Raw genomic sequence first — 26,145 nt, forward strand, 5'->3', positions numbered from 1 at the left:
CAACAATAATATATATAACACAACAATGGCAGAGGTTTTAAAAAGAGGAAGAAGTGCATCGGAAATTAAAGATGCAGATACGAAAGTAAAAGAGACCGTACAAAAAATGATAAATGATATTGAGGAGCATGGTGATAGCGCGGTGAGGCGGTACTCAGAAACGCTCGACCATTGGTCGCCCGTGTCGTTCAAACTTAGTGAGCAGCAGATTAAAACAATTGTAGATAACACTCCCCAGCAGGTGATAGATGACATCAGGTTTGCCCAAAAACAGATCAGGTTTTTTGCCGAACAACAACGAGCCTCTATTTCGGATCTTGAAATAGAAACGTTGCCGGGGGTATTTCTGGGGCATAAAAATATCCCGGTTAATAGCGTAGGCTGTTATATCCCGGGAGGTAGGTATCCTATGGTAGCATCGGCCCATATGAGCGTACTAACAGCTAAGGTAGCCGGTGTAAAACGGGTGATCGCTTGCACACCGCCAATCAATGGCGAAGTTCCGCAGGCAACTGTATGCGCCATGCACATGGCCGGTGCCGATGAGATTTATATAGTGGGTGGTGTACAGGCCCTGGTAACCATGGCTGTAGGTACGGCTACTGTACAGCCGGTGGATATGATAGTTGGCCCAGGCAATGCTTATGTGGCCGAGGCTAAGCGCCAGTTATACGGGCGTGTAGGTATTGATCTGTTTGCCGGTCCAACTGAAGTACTGATCATTGCCGATGATACCGCCGATGCTGAAATGGTAGCCTGTGATCTTTTAGGCCAGGCCGAACATGGGCCAACTTCACCAGCGGCATTGATCACCACTTCTGCGAGCTTAGCAAAGGAAACTGTAATTGAAATTGAAAGGCAGTTGCTAAAACTTCCAACAGCGGATATTGCGCGAGTAGCCTGGGAAGATAATGGTATTATTATTTTGGTAGCCGATGAAGATGAGGCTGTTCTGGAGGCCGATAAACTGGCTTATGAACATGTGGAGGTATTAACCAAGGACCCTCGGTTTTTCCTGGACAAATTAACCAATTATGGGGCGCTGTTCCTGGGACCCGAAACAAATGTGGCTTATGGCGATAAAGTTATCGGCACCAATCACACCTTGCCTACCATGAAGGCCTCCAAATACACAGGTGGTCTATGGGTGGGCAAATTCTTGAAGAATTGCACTTACCAGCGATGCACAGAAGAGGCAAGTGCGATGATTGGGGAGTATGCTATGCGTTTGTGCGAGCTGGAGGGTTTTGCTGCACATAAAGAGCAGGCAACATTAAGGGTGCGGCGTTACGGCCATTTATTGAATACCGTAAAGTAAATTTTATGGATATGACGATCATCAGATATTGGATTTTTGGTGTGCTCTGGTTAATGTCATTGACATTAATGGTGCATGCTCAGCCGGGGCACAAAAAATCAGGTGATATAACTTATAACGCTATTCCGGTAGGTGCAGATGCTTATCTGCGCTGGGATCTGTTACCGATGCAGCGTATAGGTGTACGGGCTTATATGCGAAGTACTTATGATCGTGCTGGTGGTGGTTATGACGCTTCTCACTTTTTATTTATGAACAAAGAGGACGAAAATGTAACCCTCGATGTAAAGGGGAAAGGTATATTGTATTTTTTCAGGGCTAATCACTGGCATGGCAGCCCCTGGCATTTCACCATAGATGGTACGGACAATATAGTAAAGGAAACGGCAACAGATGCTCCCGTAAATGCTGATAAGGTGTTTAAACATACAGAGTTTATACCTGCTAAAGCTTTTCCGGAACCATTGGCATATACCTGGGCTACCACAAAAGGCGCCGATCTGATCTGGACACCAATGCCTTTTCGCGATTCGCTGCGAATAGCCTATTCCCGCACTATTTATGGCACAGGTTATTACATCTATCATTTGTACGCTGATGAAACCAGGCTTTCTCAACCCATTAGTTCATGGAATATGGCTAAAGTGCCGGATCAGGACGTAATCAATTTGCTCAACCGGGCTGGTACTGATATCGCTCCAAAAAATATTACAACCTTACGTAGTAGTATTAAATTGGATAAAAATGAAGTATTACTGTCCAATATTAAAGCTTCTAATTCAGTTATCAGGGCACTGAAATTCACACTGCCGCTTGATCAGGCTACTACGATGGAACGCGTGAGGTTAAAAGTAACCTGGGATAATGCCAAATATCCTTCGATTGATGCGCCTTTGTGTTTGTTTTTTGGCGCAGGGACATTTTACAACCGGGAGGATAAAGCCGATTTTGTAAAAGGTCTGCCGATCAATATTCACTTTGATTATGTTAATAAAAAGGTGGAGCTGGCCTGCTATTATCCCATGCCTTTCTTCAAATCCGCAAAACTGGAGCTGACAGGGATATCACCAACGGAAACGGGGATAAGCTATGAGATCAGGTATGAGCCAGCCACTATCAAAAAAGAACAAAGTAGTTATTTCCATGCCACGTACAAAGATTTTCCAAAGCCCCAACTGGGGCAAGATATGACCTGGCTGGATACCCGCGGGATAGAAGGGCATCAGGATTGGTCGGGTAGTTTTATGGGGACGTCCTTTATTTTTTCACACAACGCCAACCTGAGTACGCTGGAAGGTGATCCGCGTTTCTTTTTTGACGATAGTCAAACGCCACAGGCTTATGGCACGGGTACTGAAGAATGGGCCGGGGGAGGTGATTATTGGGGTGGGGAGAATATGACGCTCCCATTGGCAGGGCACCCATGCGGGGCGAAAGATAAGAAAACAGCGGTTAATGAAAAGGATCTGATCCAGTCGGCGTATCGTTTTCTCGTGGCCGATATGATGCCTTTTGGTAACCGTGCTGTTATCCGTTTTGAACATAACGAAAACGTATCACAGGAACATTATGAAGCTGTAACCTATTGGTATGGGCTGCCGGCGCCATCACTAATAAAAACTGACTCCCTGGATATCGGGCAGATCAAAAGCGAACAGCAACATGCCTATTATTCACCCAACGCATCGCCGGTGCAGGTAATAAATTCCCGTTATGAATGCGGGCCCGATCATTATCCGACCGGTGCCTGGGGTTATGATCTGAACAATAAACCCGGTTACAAGGAATTTATGGGCAAGGAGATCTATCCATCGCATCAGGAAAATGGCCGTTATACCCGCGGTACATCAGAGTTTACTGTTAAGCTTAATCCAAATAATTTAGGTGCGCTGCTACGGCGTACGCTTGATTACAGCATCCCAAATCAAACTGCCGAAGTATATATAGCCAGAGTTGTTAAAGGACAAGTGGCTGAAAAAGTAAAATGGCAAAAGGCTGGTACCTGGTATCTCGCCGGAGCCAATACTTGTGTTGTTTCTCGGCCGGCCGGTGAGTTAAGCAAACGGGTTTACAATATTCAAACTTCCAATCGCCGTTTCAGGGACGACGAATTTCTGATACCTGCAAGATTGACCAAAGGGTTGCCGGCGATAAGGATTAAGTTGAAATTTATACCTGACCAGCAGCAGCTATATCCGGGCAAGCCTTTCCCTGAACAAAGTGCCTGGAGCGAACTGGCTTACCAGGTTTATTGTTATGTAAATCCTCAACATCATATCGGCAACTAAACTCATCTCATGAAAAACAACAATAACAGACAGATATTTATAAAGCTGGCATGTATGATGATCATACTGATTTGTCTGAGCACTTTTGCGCATGCAGATATCCGTTTGCCGGCTGTTTTGAGTAATAATATGGTTCTACAGCAACAGAGCCGGGTAAAACTTTGGGGTTGGGGCGAACCTTACGAAAAAATTACCGTCACCACATCATGGGATAACAAAACTTACCCCGAAACTAAACCTAACGGTAACGCCAACTGGGCGCTCAATATCAGTACCCCAACTGCCGGCGGACCTTATACCATTACCATCAAGGCGCGTAACACCATAGTTTTAACTAATGTGCTGATAGGAGAGATTTGGGTATGCTCAGGGCAAAGCAATATGGAGATGAGCGGTAACTGGGGTTTACAGGATATTAAAGAAGCCTATAAAATAGCAAGCAATGCCAATATCCGGTTCTTTCATATCCCAAAAGCTACAGCCCCTACGCCGCAAAATGATTGTAACGCGCAATGGGCTGTTTGCGATAGCAATACTCTGCGGTCATTCAGCGCTGTGGCATACTTTTTTGGCCGGAAATTGAATAGTAAATTAAACGTACCTATCGGCTTGGTAGAAGCCGCGTGGTCTGGCTCATCGGCCGAGGTATGGACGCCAGATAGCGTGGTTAATAATGACCTTATATTAAAACAAGCCGCCACTAAAATAGCGGCAAATGATCAATGCCCTAATATGGCAGGTTACGCGTATAATGCGATGATCGCCCCCGTAAAAAATATTTCTATAGCCGGGGTTATCTGGTATCAGGGCGAAAACAACACCATCAATGCAGCTACTTATCCGCGCTTGTTTACCGCAATGATCGATGCCTGGCGCAAAGCATTCAGCAAAAATGTTCCCTTTTATTTTGTACAGGTAGCTCCCTTTAAATATCAGTTAAGCAATGTGGGGGCATTAATGCGCGAATCACAAACGGAGAGCATGAAGCATCCTAATACAGGGATGGTGGTTATCACGGATCTGGTAACGGACGTAAATAATGTGCACCCGGCCAATAAGCACGATGTTGGCCTAAGATTGGCTAATTGGGCACTTGCAGAGACTTATCATCAATCCGGAATCCATTATAAAAATCCGATATTTAAAGATATAAATATTCGTAAAGAGAAGGCCATCATAACTTTTGATGATGCCAATAGCGGCCTGACCATAAAAGGAGATTCCATTGCTGAAATATCTATTGCCGGGACTGACAGGGTATTTTATCCGGCAAAGGCAATAGTAAAAAAAAATACATTGATTGTTTGGAGTCCGGTGGTAAAACAACCATTGGCTGTGCGCTACGGATTTAGCAACACAGCTATAGGTAACTTGTTTAGTAAAGATGGTTTGCCCGTTGGTCCGTTCCGTACAGATAGCTGGCCGGTTGAAATTAAATGACAAGTATATAACCCATAAACCTACTATAATGAAAGAGAATAATAACAGGCGAAAGTTTATTAAAAACTTAGGTATAGGCACTTTGGGTGTGGCTGCTATGCCCTCTAATTTGTTTGCAGGAACTAAGGCGCACGCTGTACACTTGCCAGATACACAGCATCCGCCAATTGTAAATAGCCCTGCTGCTGAAGGGAAGCGGATTTATAATGAATCATACACCAATGATTATCTAAGTCGTGTTGCTTTTCCATTAGGTGGTATGGGCGCGGGTATGTTTTGCATCGAGGGTACGGGTGCCATATCACACATGTCGGTACGGAATAATCCCGAGATCTTTAATGAACCCTGTATGTTCGCGGCTATCTCTGTAAAGGGAATGGATAAAGGAGCAAGAGTATTGGAAGGGCCAGTCCCGGCCTGGAAAAAATTCGGGCAGCATGATTCTGGCTTGGGCGGCGGTGGCGAAACCTGGGGGTTGCCGCGTTTTAAAAATGCCCGGTTTACCGCCCGTTTTCCTTTTGCCATGATAAACCTGGAAGATAGCTCCATGCCGTTGAAAGTAAATATCAATGCCTGGAGCCCATTTATACCAACTGATGAGGATAATTCCAGCTTGCCGGTAGCGAGTTTAGAGTATGAGTTTGAAAATATCAGCGGCAAAACTATTGAAGCTGTTTTCTCTTATAACAGTCGCAATTTTATGCAGCAAAGGGATGCCAGAAATTCCGTTAAACCTATAGCTAATGGTTTTATACTTTCGCAGGATGGAACGGAGAAAGCTCCCGAAAAAGCCGGTGAATTTGCCATATTTACAGATAATGAAAGTACTGTGGTTGACCATTGTTGGTTCCGCGGCGATTGGTGGGATGCTTTTACCATGGCCTGGAATACCGTACAAACCGCCAATATGCGTAAAAATGAGCCTGTAGAGGCCGGTGCACCCGGCGCCTCGCTCTATGTGCCCTTCATATTATCAGCAGGAGAGAAGAAGACTATTAAGCTCCTGATGACCTGGTATGTTCCAGAAACAAATCTGCGCATTGGCGATGAGCCACGCAATAATAATGATCAGCCCTGCGAAAAACCAACAAACGAACTTGGTAATAAATTCCATAAGCCCTGGTATAGCGGCAGATTTAAAAATATACAGGAGACGGCTGCTTACTGGCAGCAGAACTATGCCAAGCTTCATAAAAATTCAACCATTTTTAAAAACGCTTTTTATGATTCCTCGCTTCCTTCTGAAGTACTGGAAGCTGTGGCTGCCAATTTAACTATACTCAAGTCGCCCACCGTTTTGCGGCAAATTGATGGCCGTATGTGGAACTGGGAGGGTTGCGGTGATAGCTGGGGGAGCTGCCATGGTTCATGCACACACGTATGGAACTATGCTCAGGCGGTTTCGCATCTGTTTCCCTCGCTGGAAAGAACGCTGCGTGAAACGGAATTCGAGGTAAGTCAGAATTGTGATGGTCACCAGCAATTTCGTACTTCTATTCCGATACGCCCGGTAGCGCACAATTTTCACGCGGCATCCGACGGGCAATTGGGCGGCATCATGAAAGTTTACCGCGAATGGCGTATCAGCGGCGATAATGCTTGGCTCAAACGTCTTTATCCTAAGGTAAAAATGAGTATGGACTATTGCATCAAAACCTGGGATCCCCGCGGCCACGGGGTATTGGAAGAGCCACATCATAATACTTATGACATTGAATTTTGGGGCGCCGACCCGATGTGCACTACTTTTTATCTGGGAGCATTAACGGCCATTACCGCGATGGGTAAGTTTTTAAAGGAGCCTACCAGAAACTATGAGGACCTGTTTGCTAAAGGGAAAGCCTTGTTGGAAGGCGCCCTGTATAACGGCGAATATTTTGTGCAAAAGATACAGTGGACCGGCCTTAACGCACAGGATCCCACCACGGTGAAAAATCGCTCGGCAGAGGCAACTGCATTACTGCAAAAGGAAGGGCCAAAATATCAATATGGCACGGGGTGTCTGTCAGACGGGATACTGGGCGTCTGGATAGCCGATATGTGTGGACTGGATATAGCATTAGATAAAGGAAAGATCAAACAACATCTGGCATCGGTACATAAATATAACCTGAAAACAGACCTGTCTGAACATGCCAATCCTCAAAGGCCCACTTATGCTATTGGAAAAGAAGGAGGGCTGTTGTTATGCTCCTGGCCAAAGGGCGGTAAACTGTCTATCCCCTTTGTTTATAGCGATGAAGTATGGACCGGTATTGAATATCAGGCAGCATCACATCTTATCCTTACGGGGCAAGTAAACGAAGGACTGGAAGTGGTACGTACTTGCCGTGATCGTTATGACGGCCGGGTGCGGAATCCATTTAATGAGTATGAGTGCGGGCACTGGTATGCGCGTGCCATGGCAAGCTATGGTTTGTTACAAGCTTTAACCGGGGTGCGTTTTGATGCAGTTGACCAGGTGTTGTACATTAACTCAAAGATGGGAGATTTTAAAAGTTTTATCTCCACAGGTACTGGCTTTGGAGTGATCAGTCTTAAAAATGGGCAGCCATCCTTAAGTGTGCTGTACGGGAAAATACCTGTAAAAAGCTTCAATGTATCAGGGCAGCATAGCGTATCCGCAAAAGGGAGGGTAAAATTAAGGTGGCCAAATTAGTGATAAAGCCGGGGCATGATTTTCATGTGACTCATTGGTGGCGGGCGAAGCTACCGCGTTGTATTTATAAAAAGGAATTGTATCGCCTATAATACCCCTTTTAGCCAGTTGGTATAAGATCTTTTTGTTATCCTTTACCGCCTGATCTGTGGGAGAATAATCTACTTGTTATACGGCTGAAAGTAGTGCGTATAGCGATAATCAAGATGTTAACCTCGTTAATAACTTGATTGTAAATTAGTTAAATATGCGTGACAATTTATCTCAAAATAAAAATTACCACGATTTTGCCACGAACTTCTGAGTATTTTTGGTATTTTTTGGGCAGTTGAGCCAATAAAAAACCCTGTGAACTATTGTTACAGGGTTTTGTTCATTTTTGATGATCTTAAGAGCGGAGAGCTAGGGAACAATGTTAAAGTATTTAGTCCCTGTAAATCAATGCTTTATATCTTTTTTCCGTTAAGAGGCGCCTAATAGGTCACCTCCAAAATGAACCAGAAATCGTTAACGCTTATTATTGTAAATTTAAAACTTTAGAACAAAATTTCAAAAATATTCTGAAAGAGTTAGCTTAGTACAATCTAAGATTGCTAATTACAATAGCGCATCTTATAATAAATTTCTGTTATATGTATGTCGCTTTTGACTGTAGAGATTTAGTGTAAATATAAGGATTTGTGACGCGCTGAGTTACGATTAAACCACACTAACTCATATTTAAAGCTTAAGTAACCAACTACGCAAGTTAGGTAGTCAAGGCCGAGCCACCAAAAAAGAACAAAACACACTAGCCCGCTCAACATGGCCTTTACTTTTATCCCGGCAGTGGTTTATCTTCTTGACGGTGGTAATATACATTTTAAACAGTTCCTGCCGTACTTGTCGTAAATTTGATTATGAAATATTAATTCAGACGGGCGAAATATTTCAGATTTTACATCCGAAAGAAGATGAGAATCCCAGTGACGTTTATGACCATACCGCCGCATTGAAAAAAGGAAATAGAAGGCTATCCGTCACTTCCCGAAATTAGAAAGATTACAGATGTTATTATGGAGCCAAGTTATTTGCAGATTAACAAGATGTACCCGATCTTATCGAGTGTGAGATGGAAAAGCTTTTACGCGATCCGATGATCGCCCAATTGATCATTAGAAAGCATATTAAAAATAAGATATATTTGCAATTACTTGAGAGAATATAATGCCTAACCAAGCCACAGATACAGCACAAGCGGAAGAATACCTAAAGCAGTTTACAGTCGACCGTAATCAGTATATCATTGGTATTTACCAAAAAGGCATTACGATCCATAATCAGCAAATCAGGGCGCTGAACATCTTTCATTGCTTGTATCTTCTAGGGAAAATTAACAAAGATACTCGGGTTGGCATCATCGGTGGCGGCATTGCCGGTTTAACCTTTGCTGCGGCCGCGCTTCACAGCCGTATTAAAGTATCCCTTTTTGAGAAAGATGAAATCTTACTTCCCTTGCAAACCGGCTGCCAGACAAGATTCATTCATCCGAACATCTATGCTTGGCCGACCGCTGGTTCCACTGAGAAAAAAACATACCTCCCGGTGTTGAATTGGGAAGCAAATAAAGCCGACATCGTTGCCGAAAAAATCCATCAGGAATTTCAGGGCTTGCGGGATTTCTACGTCCACCGTGGCCTGAACTTCGATAGCTACTACAACGAAATCACTGATTGTGGAGCGATATCGACCATAACCGAAGATAAGAATGGCAAATGGATAGTGACCGCACCCAAAGGTGTGATCGTCTGCGATGTTTTGATCTACGCTGTCGGTTTTGGTGTGGAAAAAACGGAGTTAGAACATACGCTATCATATTGGCGTTGTACAGATATTTCACAGGTTCCCGAGCGAACAGCGGAGTATTTGATCTCAGGCGTTGGCGACGGGGCTTTCATGGACATGATCAGTGCTTTGATTCCTAAATTCGATTATGACAAAGTGACCAGTATCATTGCGGAGAACGATTTACTTATCCAAATGTTAACAGAAATCAGAGGAGCGTTTTTTAATGCGCTGGAAGCTTCTAAAAACGGAGGACCGAAATTGTCTAAGACCTTTGTTTTTGATGAGTTTGACGGATTGAGGCCACGCTATTATGAGCATATATTACCACACCTGAACGTACGTGAATTTCGGATTGTGTTGCACGGACGAAAGCCCTTTAATGAGATTTTCGACATCAGCAAAGTCTCTATGCTGAATTCTTTTCTAATCTTTATACTGCGTGAAAAATTCACTTATCAGCATGGTGAATATAGTTACGATAAAGGTGGGCGGCTGTTCGCCTTGGATTCAGGTGACTATTCGCATCAGGGAGACCGGGTCTTATTCAGGTACGGCTCTGACAAAGATCAATTACTAAAGGAAATTCCCGGCCTGTATGAAAAGATCAAAAATGCCAAACTGAAGGATTTGCAAGAGTCCAACCTCCACGATGGAGACATTCAGAAATTATGGCAGGATGAGGATTTTAACCAACGTTTTGAGCAGGCACATTATACGGAAATCCCTAATGTTACTGGTAATGCATTACCCTGTCTGGAAACCTTTACCCGTGGATTAGCCGGCCAACTTCGTTCTTTATTGCCAGAGGGGACAGTTTTCCGGTTAACATTTCATAAGGTGCTGGATAAAAACAAAAAAATGTATTATCAGCAAATCACGCCATACTATGGACATCCCAAGATCGAGGGTGACGGCGGATTTGGCCGCATATTCAGTTGGAACACTGGAAGTATCGGCTATTCGATCCTGAAGGGTCAGCCATTATTGATCCTAAAAAAAGGGAACAAAGATGAATATCGCAAATTACTTGAACACCTGGCCCTGACCGGAAAAACAGAAGACCTTGTGAATAGTGCTAAGTACAGCTTCCTTAGTCTGCCATTTCTCGCCAAGATGGCAAATGCCGAACCAGTGACCAACTTTGTGCTTTATGTTGATGCGGAATGCGATGACTTCTTTACTGAGCCGATTTTAGATTCTATCCTTTCTGCCTCCGCCATTTTTGTAGAAAGCTTTGAAAGTTTGGTTGCTAAGAATCAGGTAAATAGGGGTAGAGAAAGTAATCCTTACCAGTATTTGAACGATGATGATAAAAAGTTATTCAACCCGATGGTCGGTTTCAAAAATGTCCTCGGTAATTCATCAGATTCGTATCAAGCATTCGTAAAAAAAGTTAAAAAACCAGGGGTCGGTGAATTTATGGCATTTAATTCGCTGACCTAATATAGAAGTCATTAAATATTCGTTAAATTTAAAGTCGAAAATGACAATGAAGGAAGACAAGAGGCTGCATCATTCGGAACCCGCCACAGGGTATATCAAATCGTGGAAAACGGACACCTACAAGCGATATTTACAGAATCTCTTTAAATTAGAGCCGGTGGAGCATCATGCAAGATTGAAAACGTCGAGTGAGGTGTTCAGCATTGTTATACACAATTGGGACGAAGATGTGATGGATTCGGTCAAGGCTTATAAAACAGTAGTGCTTGACTCCTGTGATCGTCCATTGCGAAGCGTTTATTTTGAACCGAATGCACCAATCGACCTAGACCATATCAAAACCCTTTTTGAGGTGATTCGCAGTCAGATAGATACAGCGGCATCTGTTGTGATTTGCCGGAACAATGCCTCCAAACCATTTCTGCCAGATGAGCAGGAAAAACGTGTCGCCGCCAGCTTTAGGAATTATGGTAAAAAGGTACACATACCCGTGATCGATCAATTTGTCGTTTCGTCAATGGGAATGTACAGATTTCAGACTGAAGACTATCTTGAAACAACCGTTTAGCTTAGGTATCGAAACCACAGTAAGTTGATCAAATAACTACACCCATCCGAATAAAAGCATTGCTCATCTTCAATAAGATCTTTGCTCTACGCATATTTTGTTACCCGGAATTCCAAATAAAAGAAGATGATCGAGTACAACACTGAAAAATCGGATTTTATAGCATTTAGCCTTTTTTGAGGCCGTAATCGTGGAACCGGGAGCGGAGGTGAAAAAATTACGTAACTACCTCACTTTCAATATTAATATTCTGGTTTTGACCCTGCTCACCGGAAGTTCACCAATGGCCACTAATTGACCTCGATTATGCTACTTAGTTTATTAGTGTAAATATCAGATTTTTAATGTGTTAAGCAACTATTCTAATGAAAATATTAGACAAAGCAAAGGAATGATATCATATAGCAATGAGATATTTTAAATGCTTGGTCTTGGCTAGTTAGGGAATGATTTTTTAATTATAACAACCTATAAATCAGTGTATTTGTATAAATTTAATTTTCTTTTGGTCCCCCAATAGCACACCCTTAAAAAACAGACCAATTACGCTAATGCTTAATAACCAATGTATGAAAATTTTGTACAATAGGGTAGTATCTATTGTACAAATCTCGAACTATTTTCTGCCCGATTCAGCTTATTGGCGAATTTACACTTGTGTCTGAGCTGAATTGTGGGAATGAAATAGACCCTACCTTCTAAGGAAGGAATACAATCGCACCTTGTGAAACAGGTTATCATAATGTAAAATAGAGTTATAATACCACAACTTTGTAATAATTTATTTGTTAATAAGTAAAATAATTATTTCATTTGTGTGATATTTTTACAGCCCATGAAAAAGAACGTATTCATTTCCCATACTGACTTCAAAACGGATAGTTTGGAAGTAACACAGAAGATATTAAAAGTATTAAGAGCAGAGGGCAACCATTTGAAGCGTATCGAGGATTTTATTGAGCCTCACTTTTATTTGCAAGGGACATTTTCGCGTGAAACGCAATTGAATGAAATGTTGGGTACTTGGTTAAAAAGCGATCTTACGTATGATAGCTTTTTCAAGGACTACACGGTGCAAAAACACCTTTGCCGTGAAATCCATTTCGATGTTTTTGAAAATCACAGCCATTTACAGCAGCAAGCCAATAACGCGTTATCGGAATTTCGAAAAACGGGGAAAGAAGAATATTTGTTCCGGTACAAGAAGCTGATCGGTGAGATCAGGTCATTGTTGCTTGATACACTTTTAAAGGTCGAAAGGATCGCCAAGTCCCTCAAGGTCTGTTATGCCATGGGGCCAGATATTGATTTCCGGCGCATCTACCGCCAACGTATCAAAATGCTATCCTGCAATACCGACGACGAAGCTCATGTTGTTATTTTTTTTAGCCTGAACCACAAATTGTTCTTAAACAAAAAAAACAACAAAAAACAACATGAAAATTCAACATATACAAGCTTGCATCACCGACTTGGAGGACATTATCCGGGAAGGCAGCAACCTGACCAGCCAACAGAAATCAGCCTTACAACATGTTATCGAACGGCTGCGTGAAAACTGCTCCAACCCCGATAAAAAAGATTTAATAGATATCACCGCCTTAATTGCCAAGATCATTCTGGAGGGCGTAATTCTTTACCATCAACACCCATCATGAACATAGGAATCGCAATAAAACAACTTCGCAAACAAAAAAAGCTCAGCCAGGCAGAACTGGCTGAGCAAAGTGGGCTGACCCAAACGGCACTTTCTCAGATCGAGAACGGCAGCCGCCGTCCGAATGTCGAATCAATGAAAAAACTTACCGACTACTTTAACATACCGGAGATCGTTATTTATCTGCTGGCTACGGAAAGCAATGACGTACCCGATGAGAAAAAGGAGATGTTCGAAAAAGTATTCCCTAATTTACGCAACATGATAATCGGCTTGCTTGAACCTGATGATTTGCAGGCTCAATAATTATAGTGATTGACTAATCCACGGATTCCGATGTGTGTTAATATAATTTACAAAATTTTGCGTATTTGATGCGGAATCAGTAGTCACATTCCGCCGAAGAAGGTGGTCAATATCAGCGATATATCCACGAAGACAGCTTAAACCTAAAAAATAAACTTAAGATCCATACCCGTGTGGAAATGGGGAAAAATTAAATAATCAGGCGCTTAAAGTTTTCATGCAGCTGTATGGATATTTCCTGAACAGATAGCCTTTTGATAGAGGCTATCTGTTCGACAATTAAAGCGACGCTAAGCGTATCGTAACACTTTCCCTTAACATTAACAAATGGTGCATCAGACTCCAGCAGTAAACGTGTTTTTGGTACAAACTGGATAATCCGCCTGCCAGAGGCAGAGCAAGTCATTGCATAATTAACAGAAATATAGGCACCGTTGGTAACCGCCTGGTCAAGCGTCTCTAATCCTCCAGAATACCAGTGTAATATGAATTTTCCGTTGAAGTCATGGCCAATTATATTTACCACGTGTTGTGCAGCACCTCTAGAGTGTATAGTTAGTATTTTCCCTCCTAACTGATGGCACCTCTGGACAAGCTCTTCAAAAAAGTTCACTTGCAACGCTTGTGAGTCTTTTGCTACTTTTAGATCAATACCTACTTCGCCAATGTATTTGGCCTGTTCCAAGCTGTCCCACATTTGCGGGATATCCTTAGCAAACTTCGCCAAAAGTTCAGGATGAAAACCAAGTGCGGGACGAATAAACCTTGAACTAACCTTGCTATTTAGCTGACGGTAGAGAACAGGAAGATTTGTAACAGCAATAGTGTAAATCTTCCTGTTCTCTATTTCAAGGACCGTTGAATCGGGATCAGCCATCAAATCGATATGGGCATGAGTATCATGAAGAAATTCATCCATGCTGCAAATCTAAGAACTTTCCAAGCTCATCCATTCCACGGGAGTACAAAGATATGTATTCTTCTAGGTCCTGATTGATCTGTCCTGCAATCTGAATGACAAGGTGATTGTTTTTCTTGCCTCGGAAATCAAGTATACCGATTTTGAAAGAACGCAATTCATTCACTGCCTTTTGCTCTTGATATTCTGGGTCACGGTACTTAGTTAGGTCATTTCCAAATGCTTTGTGAACAGAGGCCCTTCTGATCGTACATGGAAGACAAGTTCCACAGTGCAAAGGAGTAGACAATTTTTGATAACGACCCTGATCTGGATGGGAACAAGACATCGAGATTTGGTAATGTGCTTCGATAAATGCCTTGTTGGGACTATCCAGCATCATCTCGCCCTTGGTCTTAAACTGGTAAGGATTGCGCAATTTTATTTCCAGGCCGAGGTTGTCCAGTAGTTCCTGTAAAAGGTGCATGTAGTAGGGATGCGTAGTACGTGTACTGCTACTGCCCAGCCTGGAATTGGTGAGCGGTATATTGAGTGAGATCAGTCCGTTTTCAGGGATATAGAGTTCCACTTCTCGGTTACTACACGAGGCAAGAATAATCGCATGTGCAAAAAATAACAGGGACCTGGTCCGGGTAGAATCCTCTACGCCTTTAATCGGTGTAGCATTAAAATTAAAAAACTGGTTATCATCCAGATCAAATTTTTCTTTTAACACCGCATTTACCGCATCTTGAAAAGGTTTGACACCCTTTCCGCCACCGTAATGACCGATGAATGCTATGTTTTTAGTTTGCGCTAACAAATCTGTGGCTCCAATAAATGAATCCAGGCCACCTGAGAGCATACAAAACTTATCAGGATCAAATTTTCGGTCTGTGTAACGTCGACTAATATTATCTGATATTTTGGATTCCTTGAGGTTGAGTACACGCTTGCGGAAATGGATGTGCCAGATATCGCCACTCAAGTAAGATATCATCTGCTCCAAGTGTTCTTTGTTGCTTTGCCATTTATCGAGTTCAATAACCGGAATATAGAGCGTAAACTCTCTGGTCCAGTTGTCTGAGAAATCGCTCCTAAGCACCTTGCGGTCTGCATAATAAACCATTAAAGAGATATAAAAAAGATCCAGTGCCTCTTTCTGGAAGAAGTTAGCCATGCGGTAGAGTGGCCGAAGGCTGTTGTAAAAAGTGTGGTGGTAATCCTCCTTACTGGTTAAATCAACCACATAGTCCGCGCTATCCAGGGTAAAGGTGTCTTGCTCATCTATTTTAAATACAATCTGTCTCATAACATAATCTCCATGGCGGTGTAACACTGGTTATATATACTTTCCACCTCTTCAGTGGTAAATGGTGTATTAGAAAAGTCTTTTCCTGTGAACACAACGTCAACTTTTGAGTCAATATATTCCCTTAACTCTGTCTCTATTTCGATAGCCTTGTCTGGTGTAATGTCGGCCCCTTCAACTCTGCTGCCTAAGTCATTGAGCAGACGTTCATTTATAAAAGATTTAACATAACATGGAATAATAAAATTTAGCCCTTCGGCATCTAAATCCATGATATCGATACCGTTATCCTCTACCCGCTCATATAGCTCTTCCATGGTTAGGATAAGTGCTTTTCTAGCGATGGAATCTTCGCGGGTAACTGGCGACGGAGCCAATACGCTGATAAGCTGGGTTAGAACCTCTGTTACCGACTTGCCATCATAGTTAATCTGATAGCCGTCCAATGTCTCACGGAAACTCGAGGAGGCAACCCTGTTGACGAAATCACCTAAACTCACAGTGGTGCGAATACCAGCGGGCATTGATTTGGAAGCACTTCTAGCCCCTCCATAAGCTTTCACATAACCGGAAAGGCTACTGGCTGCCGAACCAGCGTTTCCAGAAGCGAATTTGGCCATACTTGTTTTTGCGGACTGCCAGGATGTTTGCGGAACTGAATTGGCTTCCATTCTATTAGGTGCATCTACTTCCTCATTATCATCTTGATCGTCCTGCGGGTCTTGGTAAGCGTCCGGTTGAGGTTGCTCAGGTGCATCCGGGTCGAAATCTGGTGGCAATAACGGATTACCCTTTGGTGGGCCGCCACCGGGGCCACCATACATACTTGAAGTTCCCATATATTATTTTAGGTCATTGAGTAATAGCTCGGATAGTTTTGGATTGTCTTTTGCCCAGATTTCAGCAAGGGCTTTCATCTCGGTCACGCGGTCAGACTTTTTAGCAAAGCTGGCCAGTCTTGGAGAGAAGGGGCGTTTAATCTTACTAACAGGAAGGCTTTCCAAACTACCCATTACATCTGCGTGAAGGGAGCTATTACCTTCTCCCCATTCGATAAAGGAAGCAAAATGGAATTTATCAATTTCTGTGCTCTGCTCTAATTCAGTAAACAGGGCTTTTAGAATTTCTGAGGACTCAAAATCATTAAGCTGTGATTGCTTCTTCAGCGCTTCCTTACGACCCAATTCCGATTTAGATAAAAGGTCTTTTAAAATTTTATTAGCCTCTGTGCTCAGGCTGGCAGATGTTCTGGCACGAGAAATCTGCAAACTCTCCCTTGAGAAATAAAAGTAAGCACTCAGGTCGGTTCGAGAAATTTTTGGTCCATTTTGGGCCCAGTTCCTGAACCACTGGTCATCTTTCCAAACCTTGAGCCTATCTACCTCCTCCCATTGATCATTTTCAATCTTTTCCATTTCGATTAGTTCTCCGTTATCCTCTGCCTGCATCAGTCCAAGCTGTTTAAAAACCGGATCTTTAAAATATTCAACTAGCATCAGTTTCGCTAGTATTCGTTTGTCGAGTGTAATTTGCTTGAATTCTGCCATTTTCAGACGCATGGAGAATGAATTCAAAAACCTTTTGCAGTGCCTTGGATTGCCATTGAGATTTTTAGACAGCACAGAGGAAAGCTGCAACGAGAGCGAAAGGGTTTCCTTAAGCAGGTTTTCATCCAATTTAGGAAAATGTCTTTTTATCAGTTCATAGGTAATCTTGAACTTAAGAAAATCCTTGGCTTTCTCCTGTTTGATGATGTTAATGATCCGCTGATATTCGGTTTTGAACACATCCTGAAATAAAAGACAGGTGATATAGTACTCTACCTCGGCAGTGCCTAATTGTGGGATCTTAATTGGATACTGAACCATCTTTTCCAGGTACTCCTTACCGATGTCAATCTGGTTTCCCTGAACTTCGGGATATCGTTTTCTTACCGCATACATGACTTGGCGCTCATCTGCACCGATTATAAATGCCGTTCCTGTGGCAAACACAAAAAGCCGGATAGCTTCAAGGGTTTCGAGAATGGTATCATGGTTGCAACGATCTAGTTCATCAATGAAAACGACAAGTTTTTTGATATTAGTCTCCTCAAGTAGCTTTTTGAAATCTGTATGAAAGGTCCTTAGGTTCTTGCGGATCTCTTCCTTCTTAAAAGTTCCCTCCATAGCCTTCTTGATGTCGGATTCCGCAACTTCTGCTCCGGCCTTTTTGACTTTGCCCAATATGGTGGTAAGGGTCAGGTCTGCAATTGTACCTATCCCTCCAGTAAATAGTAAATCGGTTCCGAATTTGAGTCCTTTGCTTGCTATACTGAAATAATCGATATTTTTAAAGAGCTTGCCAATAAGTTCTTTGCCTTTTACTGTGAGGGTTCGCTTTTCCTTTATTTTATCAAGTATACTACCTAACAGGGCCTCCTTTGCATCCTCGTAATCTTCAAAGAGCCACCCGTTAAATTTCAAGCAAAGAAAGTCCGTGTTGTCTTTATAATCCTTAAGAATCATTTCCACCAAACTGGATTTTCCGCTCCCCCAATCGCCATAGACACCAATCGTACAAGGTGAAAGGTCGTCATTCTCAATGATATCTTTAGTAATATCAATCAGGTAGTCAAATTCAAGAAGGTCGGTTTCGGTTTCACTGTCTTTCCACATTATGTAGGCTTATTTTAATGATCAATATGTTGTTGTCTTAATGATTATTTGCAAATTGTGAAATAATTACTGGCACGAAATACGGGAAACCGTATTTAAAGAAATTTTCCTTTTTCGTCTGAAAATGATTAAAACATCTCGTTCACTGTCTAATTGGACGTTGAGAAACTGCATTTTAATTTTTTTCATTGGAAAACCCTATCTCGAGGTGTTCACAATTGAAGAGTTAGTTACGGTATCGCAAATTGGCACTTCACTAATTGTTTAAAGGCAATTGTGTGAGGTAAAGAGACGATTACGTGGTAAAAAATTAGAATATTTTCTAACATGGCTTTGAATGGATATTCTAAATCAAGTTTCGTTTTAAGTGCCAGAGTTATTGCATAATATGCGTACAAGCTCAGAGGTCTAAAATTTGGTTTGGTAGTTAGAATAAAGTTAATATTATTTCTGATAATATGAGAAATAATGAGATGGTATTGTTGGTAATTATACCGTATAATTTGCTATCAAAAAGTTTTAGATCATATTAACCTCAAAAGACTGTGAACATCCTGCTGACGAAGAGATAGTGCTCGCTAGTAAAGATGTCTTCTTCTGGTAGCTGTATTTGCAAGGTTGTGCCCGGTGTCACGCATACACGTGCTTCAGCTTGCGGTTTTCTTCTTCCAGCTCTTTCAGCCGATTCAGTTCCTGGGGTTTATATTTTAAATTTAGTCGATATACGTTAACCTATCTATAAGTATATAAAAAATCACTAATTACAATTCTCATTGTGCTAATAGGATGAATTGACAATCCATTATTTCCCTTGGACATAGCTGACGAAAATAGATGGTTTCCAATTGTGTAGGACGATAAGTGCAGCTTTTGCCCGGCTCAATCCAACGTAAAATAAATGTCTTCCATCATCTTCATTTTCAACCGTCAAAGTATCGCGTTCCTGTTTTTCGAAATTCCAAGATTGGTACGGTATTTTACCTTCGTTTATATTATTTAAGATAACTAGATCAAATTCCAATCCTTTAGATTGGTGGATTGTATTTATATTAATTCCATTCATCCCGGAAACTGTTTCCATATATTTATCCAATGTCCAGAGTTTCGATTCTTCAATATCAATTAAACTCGAAATTTCTTCAAAAGCGGAATGTTTAAACGAAAAGATAGAATCAAAAATTTGTTTCAAATAGGCCAAACCATCGATTAAGTTCATAGACTTATCCAACGCAAGCGTTTTAGTAATAAGCAGATTTGTAGCATTGGTCAATTCTTTTTCATCGTAAGTTAAGTTGTTTTCTGCACAATGTTGATCCATATTCCGCTTAACTATTCGAAGATTACGTACAGACGTTAAATAATTAAATCGACAAATTGCTCTTAACAATCCAAACGTAGACGTGTTGTTCGACTTGTGAGGAAGTGCTCCTAGTCCCACAACCGGATATTTATGACGTAAAGCGCGGCTGACATTTAAAGCGTCAATCCAACTTGTTGATAAGATAGCGATTTCATACAAATCGCCGCCGCTTTGTATGAATTTTTCAACACAATTTAGCAGAGTTTCGTTGTGATTATTCTTATTGGTCTGGTGGATGATACAGGGTAAGTTCTCGTTCTTGTATTTTGATTCATTAATCAATAACGGGTGGTGAGCGAATAGCGAGGAATAAGCATTAATTATATTATTTGTTGAACGATAAGTGTGCTCAAGAATCCTGATTTCACTCGAAAAATCGGCTGTTGCCTTATTAAACGCGTTATCAATGGCACCCGCGAAACGGTAAATCCGTTGTTTTTCATCACCGACCATGAAAAAAGTACAGATATGTTTTTTATTGATGGTTTTAAATATTTCGTATTGAAAAATATTAGTATCCTGGAATTCATCTACAGAAATTTCATAAAATTTGTTAGCCAAAGACGTTACCACGAAGTCGTTATTGAATATGATAACGTAAGACCTATACAGGATTTCGTTGAAATCTATAGCTTTTTTTGACTTTAAAAAATCATAGAACAATTCTGCTACGTAAGCTACAGACCAATCGTTAGCCAGTTTAACTGTCAAATCTAGGCTGCCATCCAATCCTTTTTTAATTTTGTTCAATTCATCAAGGGGACTGTTTCCAAGGTCGAGAAGTGGGTTGAGCTCTATAAATTCCAGCAATTCATCGTATGAAATCACTTTAGGTTTTGGATATTTATAGAGCCAGCCAAACGGTCTTAAGATAAATTCTAAGCAGAAACGATGAATTGTGCCAATAAACACATCGCTTTCCTGATTAGTTACCAATCTTGAAGCGATCTCGTCGGCCCCGGCATTGGTGTAAGTGATGAGTACCAAAGATTTTCTATGGGGCAAAGAATCGAGTTTGTGCTGAGCTCTGGCTACCAAGGTTTTAGTTTTTCCGCTGCCAGGGGAAGCACTGACTATTGTGTTACTTGGTGAATTGAAAACAACATCATGTTGAATACGGTTTAACATTACCTATCTGATTTTCTTTGCAGTGATAATATGCTCGATAGCGGCCTCCAGGTATCTGGGTGCCGTAAATTCATCGTCAATCAGTAAGCTTAATTCTTGTGCAAATCGGCCTTTCTTAATCGTCTTGTCAATTCTCCTAAGTAATTCTCCTGGCCAAAGCTTCTCGTCTTCTTCGGTAGCGGTTAACAAGTTTTGATAAGATTGTCCATGTCCAAGGTTGTCAAAGCATTTCTTAAGATAAATTGCATTAGTTTTTGAATCGGGAAATAGATCAACTTCTAAGGTTTGGATTCCGACAAAGACCTGAACACGTTCTTTTACTTCTAACGTCTGAGCACTTACAATAGCTGTTGTTGCAAAATTGTCAATCCACTCGTCAGCATCACCGTCAATAACAGCTGCAACAGGAATTTCTAAATTCGTGTTTTGTACTATCTTTAAATAGGGGTCAAAGTAACGACTGTGGATCGGAATTACAGATATATTATGTTCCGTAAGGTTTATGTCATAGATTTCTTTGGCAATTGCTGGCAAAATAAATTGTTCTGCAACTCCCTCGACATAGATGATTGCTGATGCGAAAAACATTTCACTCCTGGTTGCATCTAAGTAACGTTTCAGCAAAGAATTTTCCCGAGCACTCAGTACGCCATTTTTAAACGGTGCAAAGGACTTAACCTGATTTCTCATGTTTTTAAATAAAATATTTAAATTCTTATAGTTGCAATCACTAGCTATATGGGTTGAATGTGAGGTCATGAATACCTGAGTAGTCTTTAGATCATTTAGGTTTGCAAAAAGTATCTTTTGTAATTGAGGGTGCAAATGGGCTTCTGGTTCTTCAATCAATAAAATATTAATTTCATGGGCTTGACTTGAATTTTCCAACTCTGCTATAAATAAGCTTAAATAAAGAATGTTTTTTTGCCCTAGTCCAAGAATTTGAATAGGGATGTTGTGACCAATTGCGGGATTAAAAAATAAGTTCATTTGGCTCCATGCATCAGTGTCAAAATCAGAAAGGAAACTAATTGAGATGGGAAACGAAAAGTATTTACCGGCGATGTCTACACCTTTTTTTTGAATTTTTTGAGCTATGTCAGGGATAAATGGTAACTTATTGAGCTGAGTTGACGATCCCTCTAAGATGGTTTTTACACTATCTAACTCGGTGTCAGCATTATTTCTCGACTGGCAGTATTGACTTAATAAGGATTTCGTACTACCTTGAAGATCGGAATTGATATTTCTAAAAGCGTTTATGTAATATAAATTAATACCCTCTAAATCCTAAATGTGATGGGTGTAGCAAGCGATATAATACTCTCGAGGTCATCTGCATCACAACCCGCAAATAATCGCCATTGAAAATCGTGAAGATCAATTCGATCCGGTATTTCAGCACTTGATATAAATTGATTTTTATGAGCATAAATATAAGTTATCTGAGCGGTGTTGTGGCCAGTTTTACATGAATGAAAAGTCGGGAACTCTGCTAGTTTTTCGCTATATAATTCAATGCTGATTAGTACATGATCATCTATTTCCAACGTGTTTTTAAAACCGTTAAAATCTTTTAGCTCCAATTTTCTGGAGTTATATGACAGTTCCTTATCTAAGACCAAACGGATAGCCCAATAGAGATTGCTTTTCCCGATATTATTTTCGCCGATAATAGTTTGAAAACCAGGAGAAAACTCTATCGTTATATCTTCAAAATTCCGGAAGTTTTTAATCGTGACTTGTTTGATATTCATGATATTTGTTTAGGCGTGTAATCTTAAGTAAACAGATTTAAAACGGCAGGTCGTCATCATCATTCCATGGAGGAGCCACATCCGGCGGTTCTGGAGGAACCACTGCCACTGCGGCATAAACACTGTCCGAGTCTTGTTCGTCATCCTCATAGTCGTCATCTTCTGCAAAATAAGGTTGGGATGTACTTATTTTTACTTTGGAGAGGTCTTGGATCCGGTTCGATTTATAAAAAGTAACTTGGTTGTCCTTTAGAAGTTTAAAGAACGGATCGGCTTCGATATAGTCAGGAATGTTTGGTCCCGGAGCTAACCAGCCTTTTAAATTGGCCTCGTAAGCTACAAGCCAGTACTCTGAATATAGGTTTTCTGCTGTTAACAGTAGCTGCCAGGCTGTTTTATTAAGGCCTACCGGTATAAATCCCTGACTTTCTAAATCAAGAACCGTTAATATAACTATGGGATTAGTATTGTCTGACAGCAAAGCCGCAGTATTTTGAGAGAGATTAATTCTTAGTGATTTAGTAATCCACAAAGCCCAAGAAATTTCAAAATCATTTGATAAGGGAGAATGATAATCAATGAACTGTTCTAATGCGTCACGTATTATATTAACGTTGATCTGATAGCCTTTTTCATAATAACTCACGAGATTCTGAGCAACATAAGGCAGAATTTTGGGTTCAATTAGCAAAGAATTTAGTAGCAACGCCTGCAAAATATTCCAGTTCTTTACGTTAAAGATCGTGAACCTTAATTTTGACATCGCGTAGGTAAGCACCAAGTCTTCCGGAAATCTTTTAGCAAAAGTAACAATCGTGTCAAAAAAAGTTATTAGATCGGTTCGCTGGTAATCCCAGCGATTTCGGAATCTGAATTCCCTTATTTCACTGAACCATTCACTTTCTATTATTTCAGGCAAATCGAGTAGCCTCTCTTTATTTTGATTGAGTTCTAATTCATAGTCATTTAGCGCTTTGTGAATGACTGCACGGGCTTTTTCAAGGTCACCTTGGTTCTTAAAGTACAAATGGTAATCGTCAACTACCCTAACACCCGTTAAATATCCGACTTTGCTTTTAATTTCAACATCGATAGCCGTCAGGATAATCTCCGATATGATCCGGCTGGAGTCTGGACCAATTGGCAGGCCTATGGTCTGCCCGTCCTGCATATTACGACAATCTTCATCGAGTGCATTTCCAAAAAGTGTGTTTCGGCGCCGCTGTATTTTGGAGATTTCTTTTGTATGTAATGCCCAAGGTATGCTATGTGTGTATATGGAACTATAGAATTTAGCAATATCAATTTTTAGCAAGAAACGGTAGCCAGTGGATCGGATAATTTTTTCGCGGACTGTATTTTTAAAACTTGGCTTCAATAAAGACCGAATGGCATCCGGGCGAATTCTGATTGGTGACAATGATATGTCAGACATTCTGCAATGCCTCTCAATAGCTGCCCAATTATTTACAATAGTATCAGCCAGGCGAATATAATGCAGAGGGTGAGGGATTCCGAGATTTCGACGATAGCCTTTAATTTTGGGTATAGAAAATGGTGTAATTTTAGTAGTGACTTTTTTTCTATTTCCAGCAATTGGATCAAATAGATCAAGGGAGGCGATTACTTGATTTTCAACAATTGCAAGATCTTCGGTCGTAAACGGAGGCAGTAATTCCTCTGGAAAATACCCTTTGGTAATTAGATCCGTCCTATTCATAACAAAATCTGTTTTGAAGTCGAAAAATATATCAAGTGATTAAACAACGAACAATGTATCTCTTCGTACCAATTAAGGTCCATCGGGCTATGGTGAGCTTTTAGCATGCAATTTTTGTGCTTTAGGTTTATACAAATCTCTTTTTATTATTGAATCCCACAACTATAAGTTTAAATAAATAATTATATCAATTTAAACGGCCATCCGAATCGGTAAAGGTTACAACAATGGTGACAATCTATATTTTTTTATTGGCGTCGTAATCTATATATCAGTATAACTGTATATTCAGCATCCTCTCGCGAAAGCAGGAGCAAGCGGAAGTTGGGCAGAGCCCTACTTTGCTTGCCCTAGGCTTCGCTACGGGGGTTTTACGTATACTCCTGGTATACTTTCGGGCTTCCATGATTATGAAATAGAAGAAAATAGTATACTTCGAAGTATACTGTATATCTGTATAAATGGTTATTTAAATGTGAACGTTAGTCATTCCAAAATTCACAAACGCACAGCATAGATATAAAATAATTGCCAGCCCGTTAGCTGGTTCGAAGCTATATTCGTTTAACGGCACATTTTAGCGGATATATTCACTTACCCAGTCAATAATATCCCCGTTGTCTTTGAAATGTAGTTGATGGGGAGCATGTTTTGCCTGATAATCAATTGCATCAGGTGAGAAGAATGAAGAAGTTACGATGATCCCATTGCTGTTATTGGTATTCATCACCTGACAAAAGCTCCTAATAATGTTGACATCAATTTTCCGATTTCGGGCATATCTTTTACATTCCACTAGAAAGCGATATGGAAAACCAGCAATATTGTTCACAGCAATAAGATCATAGCCACCATCTCTGGTTTGTTTGGTGAGCTTGACATCAAAGCCCTTTTTTCGCAACAATTCAGCTACCATCTCTTCAAAATTCCTCGGTTCAATTTTAAAGATTAGCTCGTTGTCGTTATATATATCTCTTATAGCTTTTTTTACTCTTGCCGTTTCGTCGAGCAAGATGATCTTGGATGAGGGAATTTCTGCTATGGGCTCATTAATGAGCTCGTAGCGTAGAAACCTTAGATTTATGAGTGATTCAACAGTAGCACTTTCAATATTTGTTGCCGTGTTTAAAAGATGGGCCTGGTTGATTACATGCAGATAAGAACGATAGTCTTTCTGGTGTTGTCCCAATTGTTCAGCTATGCGCCTGAAACCTGTCATCTGCCTTACAAAATCATCAGTCCATAAAGGCTGTAAATTTATACCCATCTGACCTAAGATACCATCTGCTCTGCTATTGCTTTGTATAATCTCATCAATTTTCTTTATTGTTGAATTTTGCATGTTCCACGGCAGATTGTTAGATAAAAGGTTGAGTGTTTTTAGCAGGTCTGCCGATGCCGTGATAGCAGGGGTGTTGATAGTGATATTATTGATTACCTTCAATATTTCAGTATGACTTTTCAAGGTTGGCATAGTCTTACTGATCTCATTGACGGCATTTACAAAAGCACTTGATGCCTTCATTGCCGATGTGCTTTTATTCATATCTGCAATAATTTTTGAAACCGCTTGAGCTGCGGTGACGGTCAAGGAGCTGTCGTTTTTTGAATGGTCGGAATCCACAATTTTTTTTAATAAAAATACAGTTTTTTCAATAATGCTTGATTGGGAAAAATAACTGAGGGGTAAATGGTATTGATACGAAAATTACCCTTTATTGAAACGACCAACGGGAGCGAGTCCGGACATACCCCATTGGGGTATGTCCGGGTTTTTGTATAGCAAAAACATTAACTCGCTCTCTTT

Annotated in this window: 17 protein-coding genes; 8 read left to right on the forward strand and 9 right to left on the reverse strand. The window is 40.9% G+C overall.

The window, feature by feature from the left end:
- The first annotated feature begins 25 nt into the window (after positions 1–25).
- The 8 genes from hisD to ACNURT_RS13520 all read left to right on the forward strand — a co-directional run bounded on the left by hisD (position 26) and on the right by ACNURT_RS13520 (position 13,506).
- Positions 26–1,318, forward strand: coding sequence for a histidinol dehydrogenase (hisD, locus tag ACNURT_RS13485; RefSeq protein ID WP_419698115.1), 1,293 nt, complete (start codon positions 26–28; stop codon positions 1,316–1,318).
- 11 nt (positions 1,319–1,329) lie between these two features.
- Positions 1,330–3,606 carry a DUF2961 domain-containing protein gene (locus ACNURT_RS13490; RefSeq protein ID WP_419698116.1) on the forward strand — a complete coding sequence of 759 codons (2,277 nt, stop codon included), beginning with the start codon at positions 1,330–1,332 and terminating at the stop codon, positions 3,604–3,606.
- A gap of 9 nt (positions 3,607–3,615) precedes the next feature.
- Positions 3,616–5,046, forward strand: coding sequence for a sialate O-acetylesterase (locus ACNURT_RS13495; RefSeq protein WP_419698117.1), 1,431 nt, complete (start codon positions 3,616–3,618; stop codon positions 5,044–5,046).
- A 28-nt stretch (positions 5,047–5,074) separates the two neighbouring features.
- Positions 5,075–7,705: a GH116 family glycosyl hydrolase gene (locus ACNURT_RS13500; protein WP_419698118.1), complete on the forward strand. Its 2,631-nt coding sequence runs from the start codon at positions 5,075–5,077 to the stop codon at positions 7,703–7,705.
- 1,206 nt (positions 7,706–8,911) lie between these two features.
- Positions 8,912–10,975: an NAD(P)-binding protein gene (locus ACNURT_RS13505; RefSeq protein ID WP_419698119.1), complete on the forward strand. Its 2,064-nt coding sequence runs from the start codon at positions 8,912–8,914 to the stop codon at positions 10,973–10,975.
- Between the two features lie 46 nt (positions 10,976–11,021).
- A complete protein-coding gene (locus ACNURT_RS13510) occupies positions 11,022–11,543 on the forward strand; it encodes a JAB domain-containing protein (RefSeq protein ID WP_419698120.1) in 522 nt (173 codons plus the stop codon).
- Between the two features lie 835 nt (positions 11,544–12,378).
- Positions 12,379–13,098 (forward strand): hypothetical protein, encoded by a 720-nt coding sequence (locus ACNURT_RS13515; protein ID WP_419698121.1) that lies wholly within the window; start codon positions 12,379–12,381, stop codon positions 13,096–13,098.
- 99 nt (positions 13,099–13,197) lie between these two features.
- Complete coding sequence (locus ACNURT_RS13520) at positions 13,198–13,506, forward strand: helix-turn-helix domain-containing protein (protein ID WP_419698122.1); 309 nt, start codon at positions 13,198–13,200, stop codon at positions 13,504–13,506.
- Positions 13,507–13,696: 190 nt separating this feature from the next.
- Here ACNURT_RS13520 and ACNURT_RS13525 read toward each other — a convergent pair whose 3' ends face one another.
- The 9 genes from ACNURT_RS13525 to ACNURT_RS13565 all read right to left on the reverse strand — a co-directional run bounded on the left by ACNURT_RS13525 (position 13,697) and on the right by ACNURT_RS13565 (position 25,962).
- Positions 13,697–14,425 carry a TatD family hydrolase gene (locus ACNURT_RS13525; protein WP_419698123.1) on the reverse strand — a complete coding sequence of 243 codons (729 nt, stop codon included), beginning with the start codon at positions 14,423–14,425 and terminating at the stop codon, positions 13,697–13,699.
- Positions 14,418–15,716 (reverse strand): Qat anti-phage system QueC-like protein QatC, encoded by a 1,299-nt coding sequence (gene qatC / locus ACNURT_RS13530; RefSeq protein ID WP_419698124.1) that lies wholly within the window; start codon positions 15,714–15,716, stop codon positions 14,418–14,420. Before qatC ends, ACNURT_RS13525 begins: the two co-directional genes overlap by 8 nt.
- Entirely contained in the window at positions 15,713–16,555 is an 843-nt protein-coding gene (gene qatB / locus ACNURT_RS13535) for a Qat anti-phage system associated protein QatB (protein ID WP_419698125.1), read from the reverse strand. The genes qatC and qatB overlap by 4 nt, the downstream gene beginning before the upstream one ends.
- Positions 16,556–16,558: 3 nt before the next feature.
- Positions 16,559–18,373, reverse strand: a complete 1,815-nt coding sequence (locus tag ACNURT_RS13540) for a KAP family P-loop NTPase fold protein (RefSeq protein ID WP_419698126.1) — start codon at positions 18,371–18,373, stop codon at positions 16,559–16,561.
- 802 nt (positions 18,374–19,175) lie between these two features.
- Complete coding sequence (locus ACNURT_RS13545; RefSeq protein WP_419698127.1) at positions 19,176–20,861, reverse strand: UvrD-helicase domain-containing protein; 1,686 nt, start codon at positions 20,859–20,861, stop codon at positions 19,176–19,178.
- Between the two features lie 3 nt (positions 20,862–20,864).
- The gene (locus ACNURT_RS13550; protein WP_419702129.1) at positions 20,865–22,139 is read right to left on the reverse strand and encodes an ATP-dependent nuclease; all 1,275 of its coding nucleotides are present in this window, start codon (positions 22,137–22,139) and stop codon (positions 20,865–20,867) included.
- Positions 22,140–22,144: 5 nt separating this feature from the next.
- Positions 22,145–22,618 (reverse strand): AAA family ATPase, encoded by a 474-nt coding sequence (locus ACNURT_RS13555; RefSeq protein WP_419698128.1) that lies wholly within the window; start codon positions 22,616–22,618, stop codon positions 22,145–22,147.
- A gap of 37 nt (positions 22,619–22,655) precedes the next feature.
- Positions 22,656–24,338 carry an RNA-directed DNA polymerase gene (locus ACNURT_RS13560; RefSeq protein ID WP_419698129.1) on the reverse strand — a complete coding sequence of 561 codons (1,683 nt, stop codon included), beginning with the start codon at positions 24,336–24,338 and terminating at the stop codon, positions 22,656–22,658.
- Positions 24,339–24,915: 577 nt separating this feature from the next.
- On the reverse strand, positions 24,916–25,962 hold the full coding sequence (locus tag ACNURT_RS13565; RefSeq protein WP_419698130.1) for a restriction endonuclease: 1,047 nt from the start codon (positions 25,960–25,962) through the stop codon (positions 24,916–24,918).
- Positions 25,963–26,145 lie beyond the last annotated feature (183 nt).

The sequence above is a fragment of the Mucilaginibacter sp. NFX135 genome, from assembly GCF_048565145.1.
Lineage (GTDB): Bacteria > Bacteroidota > Bacteroidia > Sphingobacteriales > Sphingobacteriaceae > Mucilaginibacter.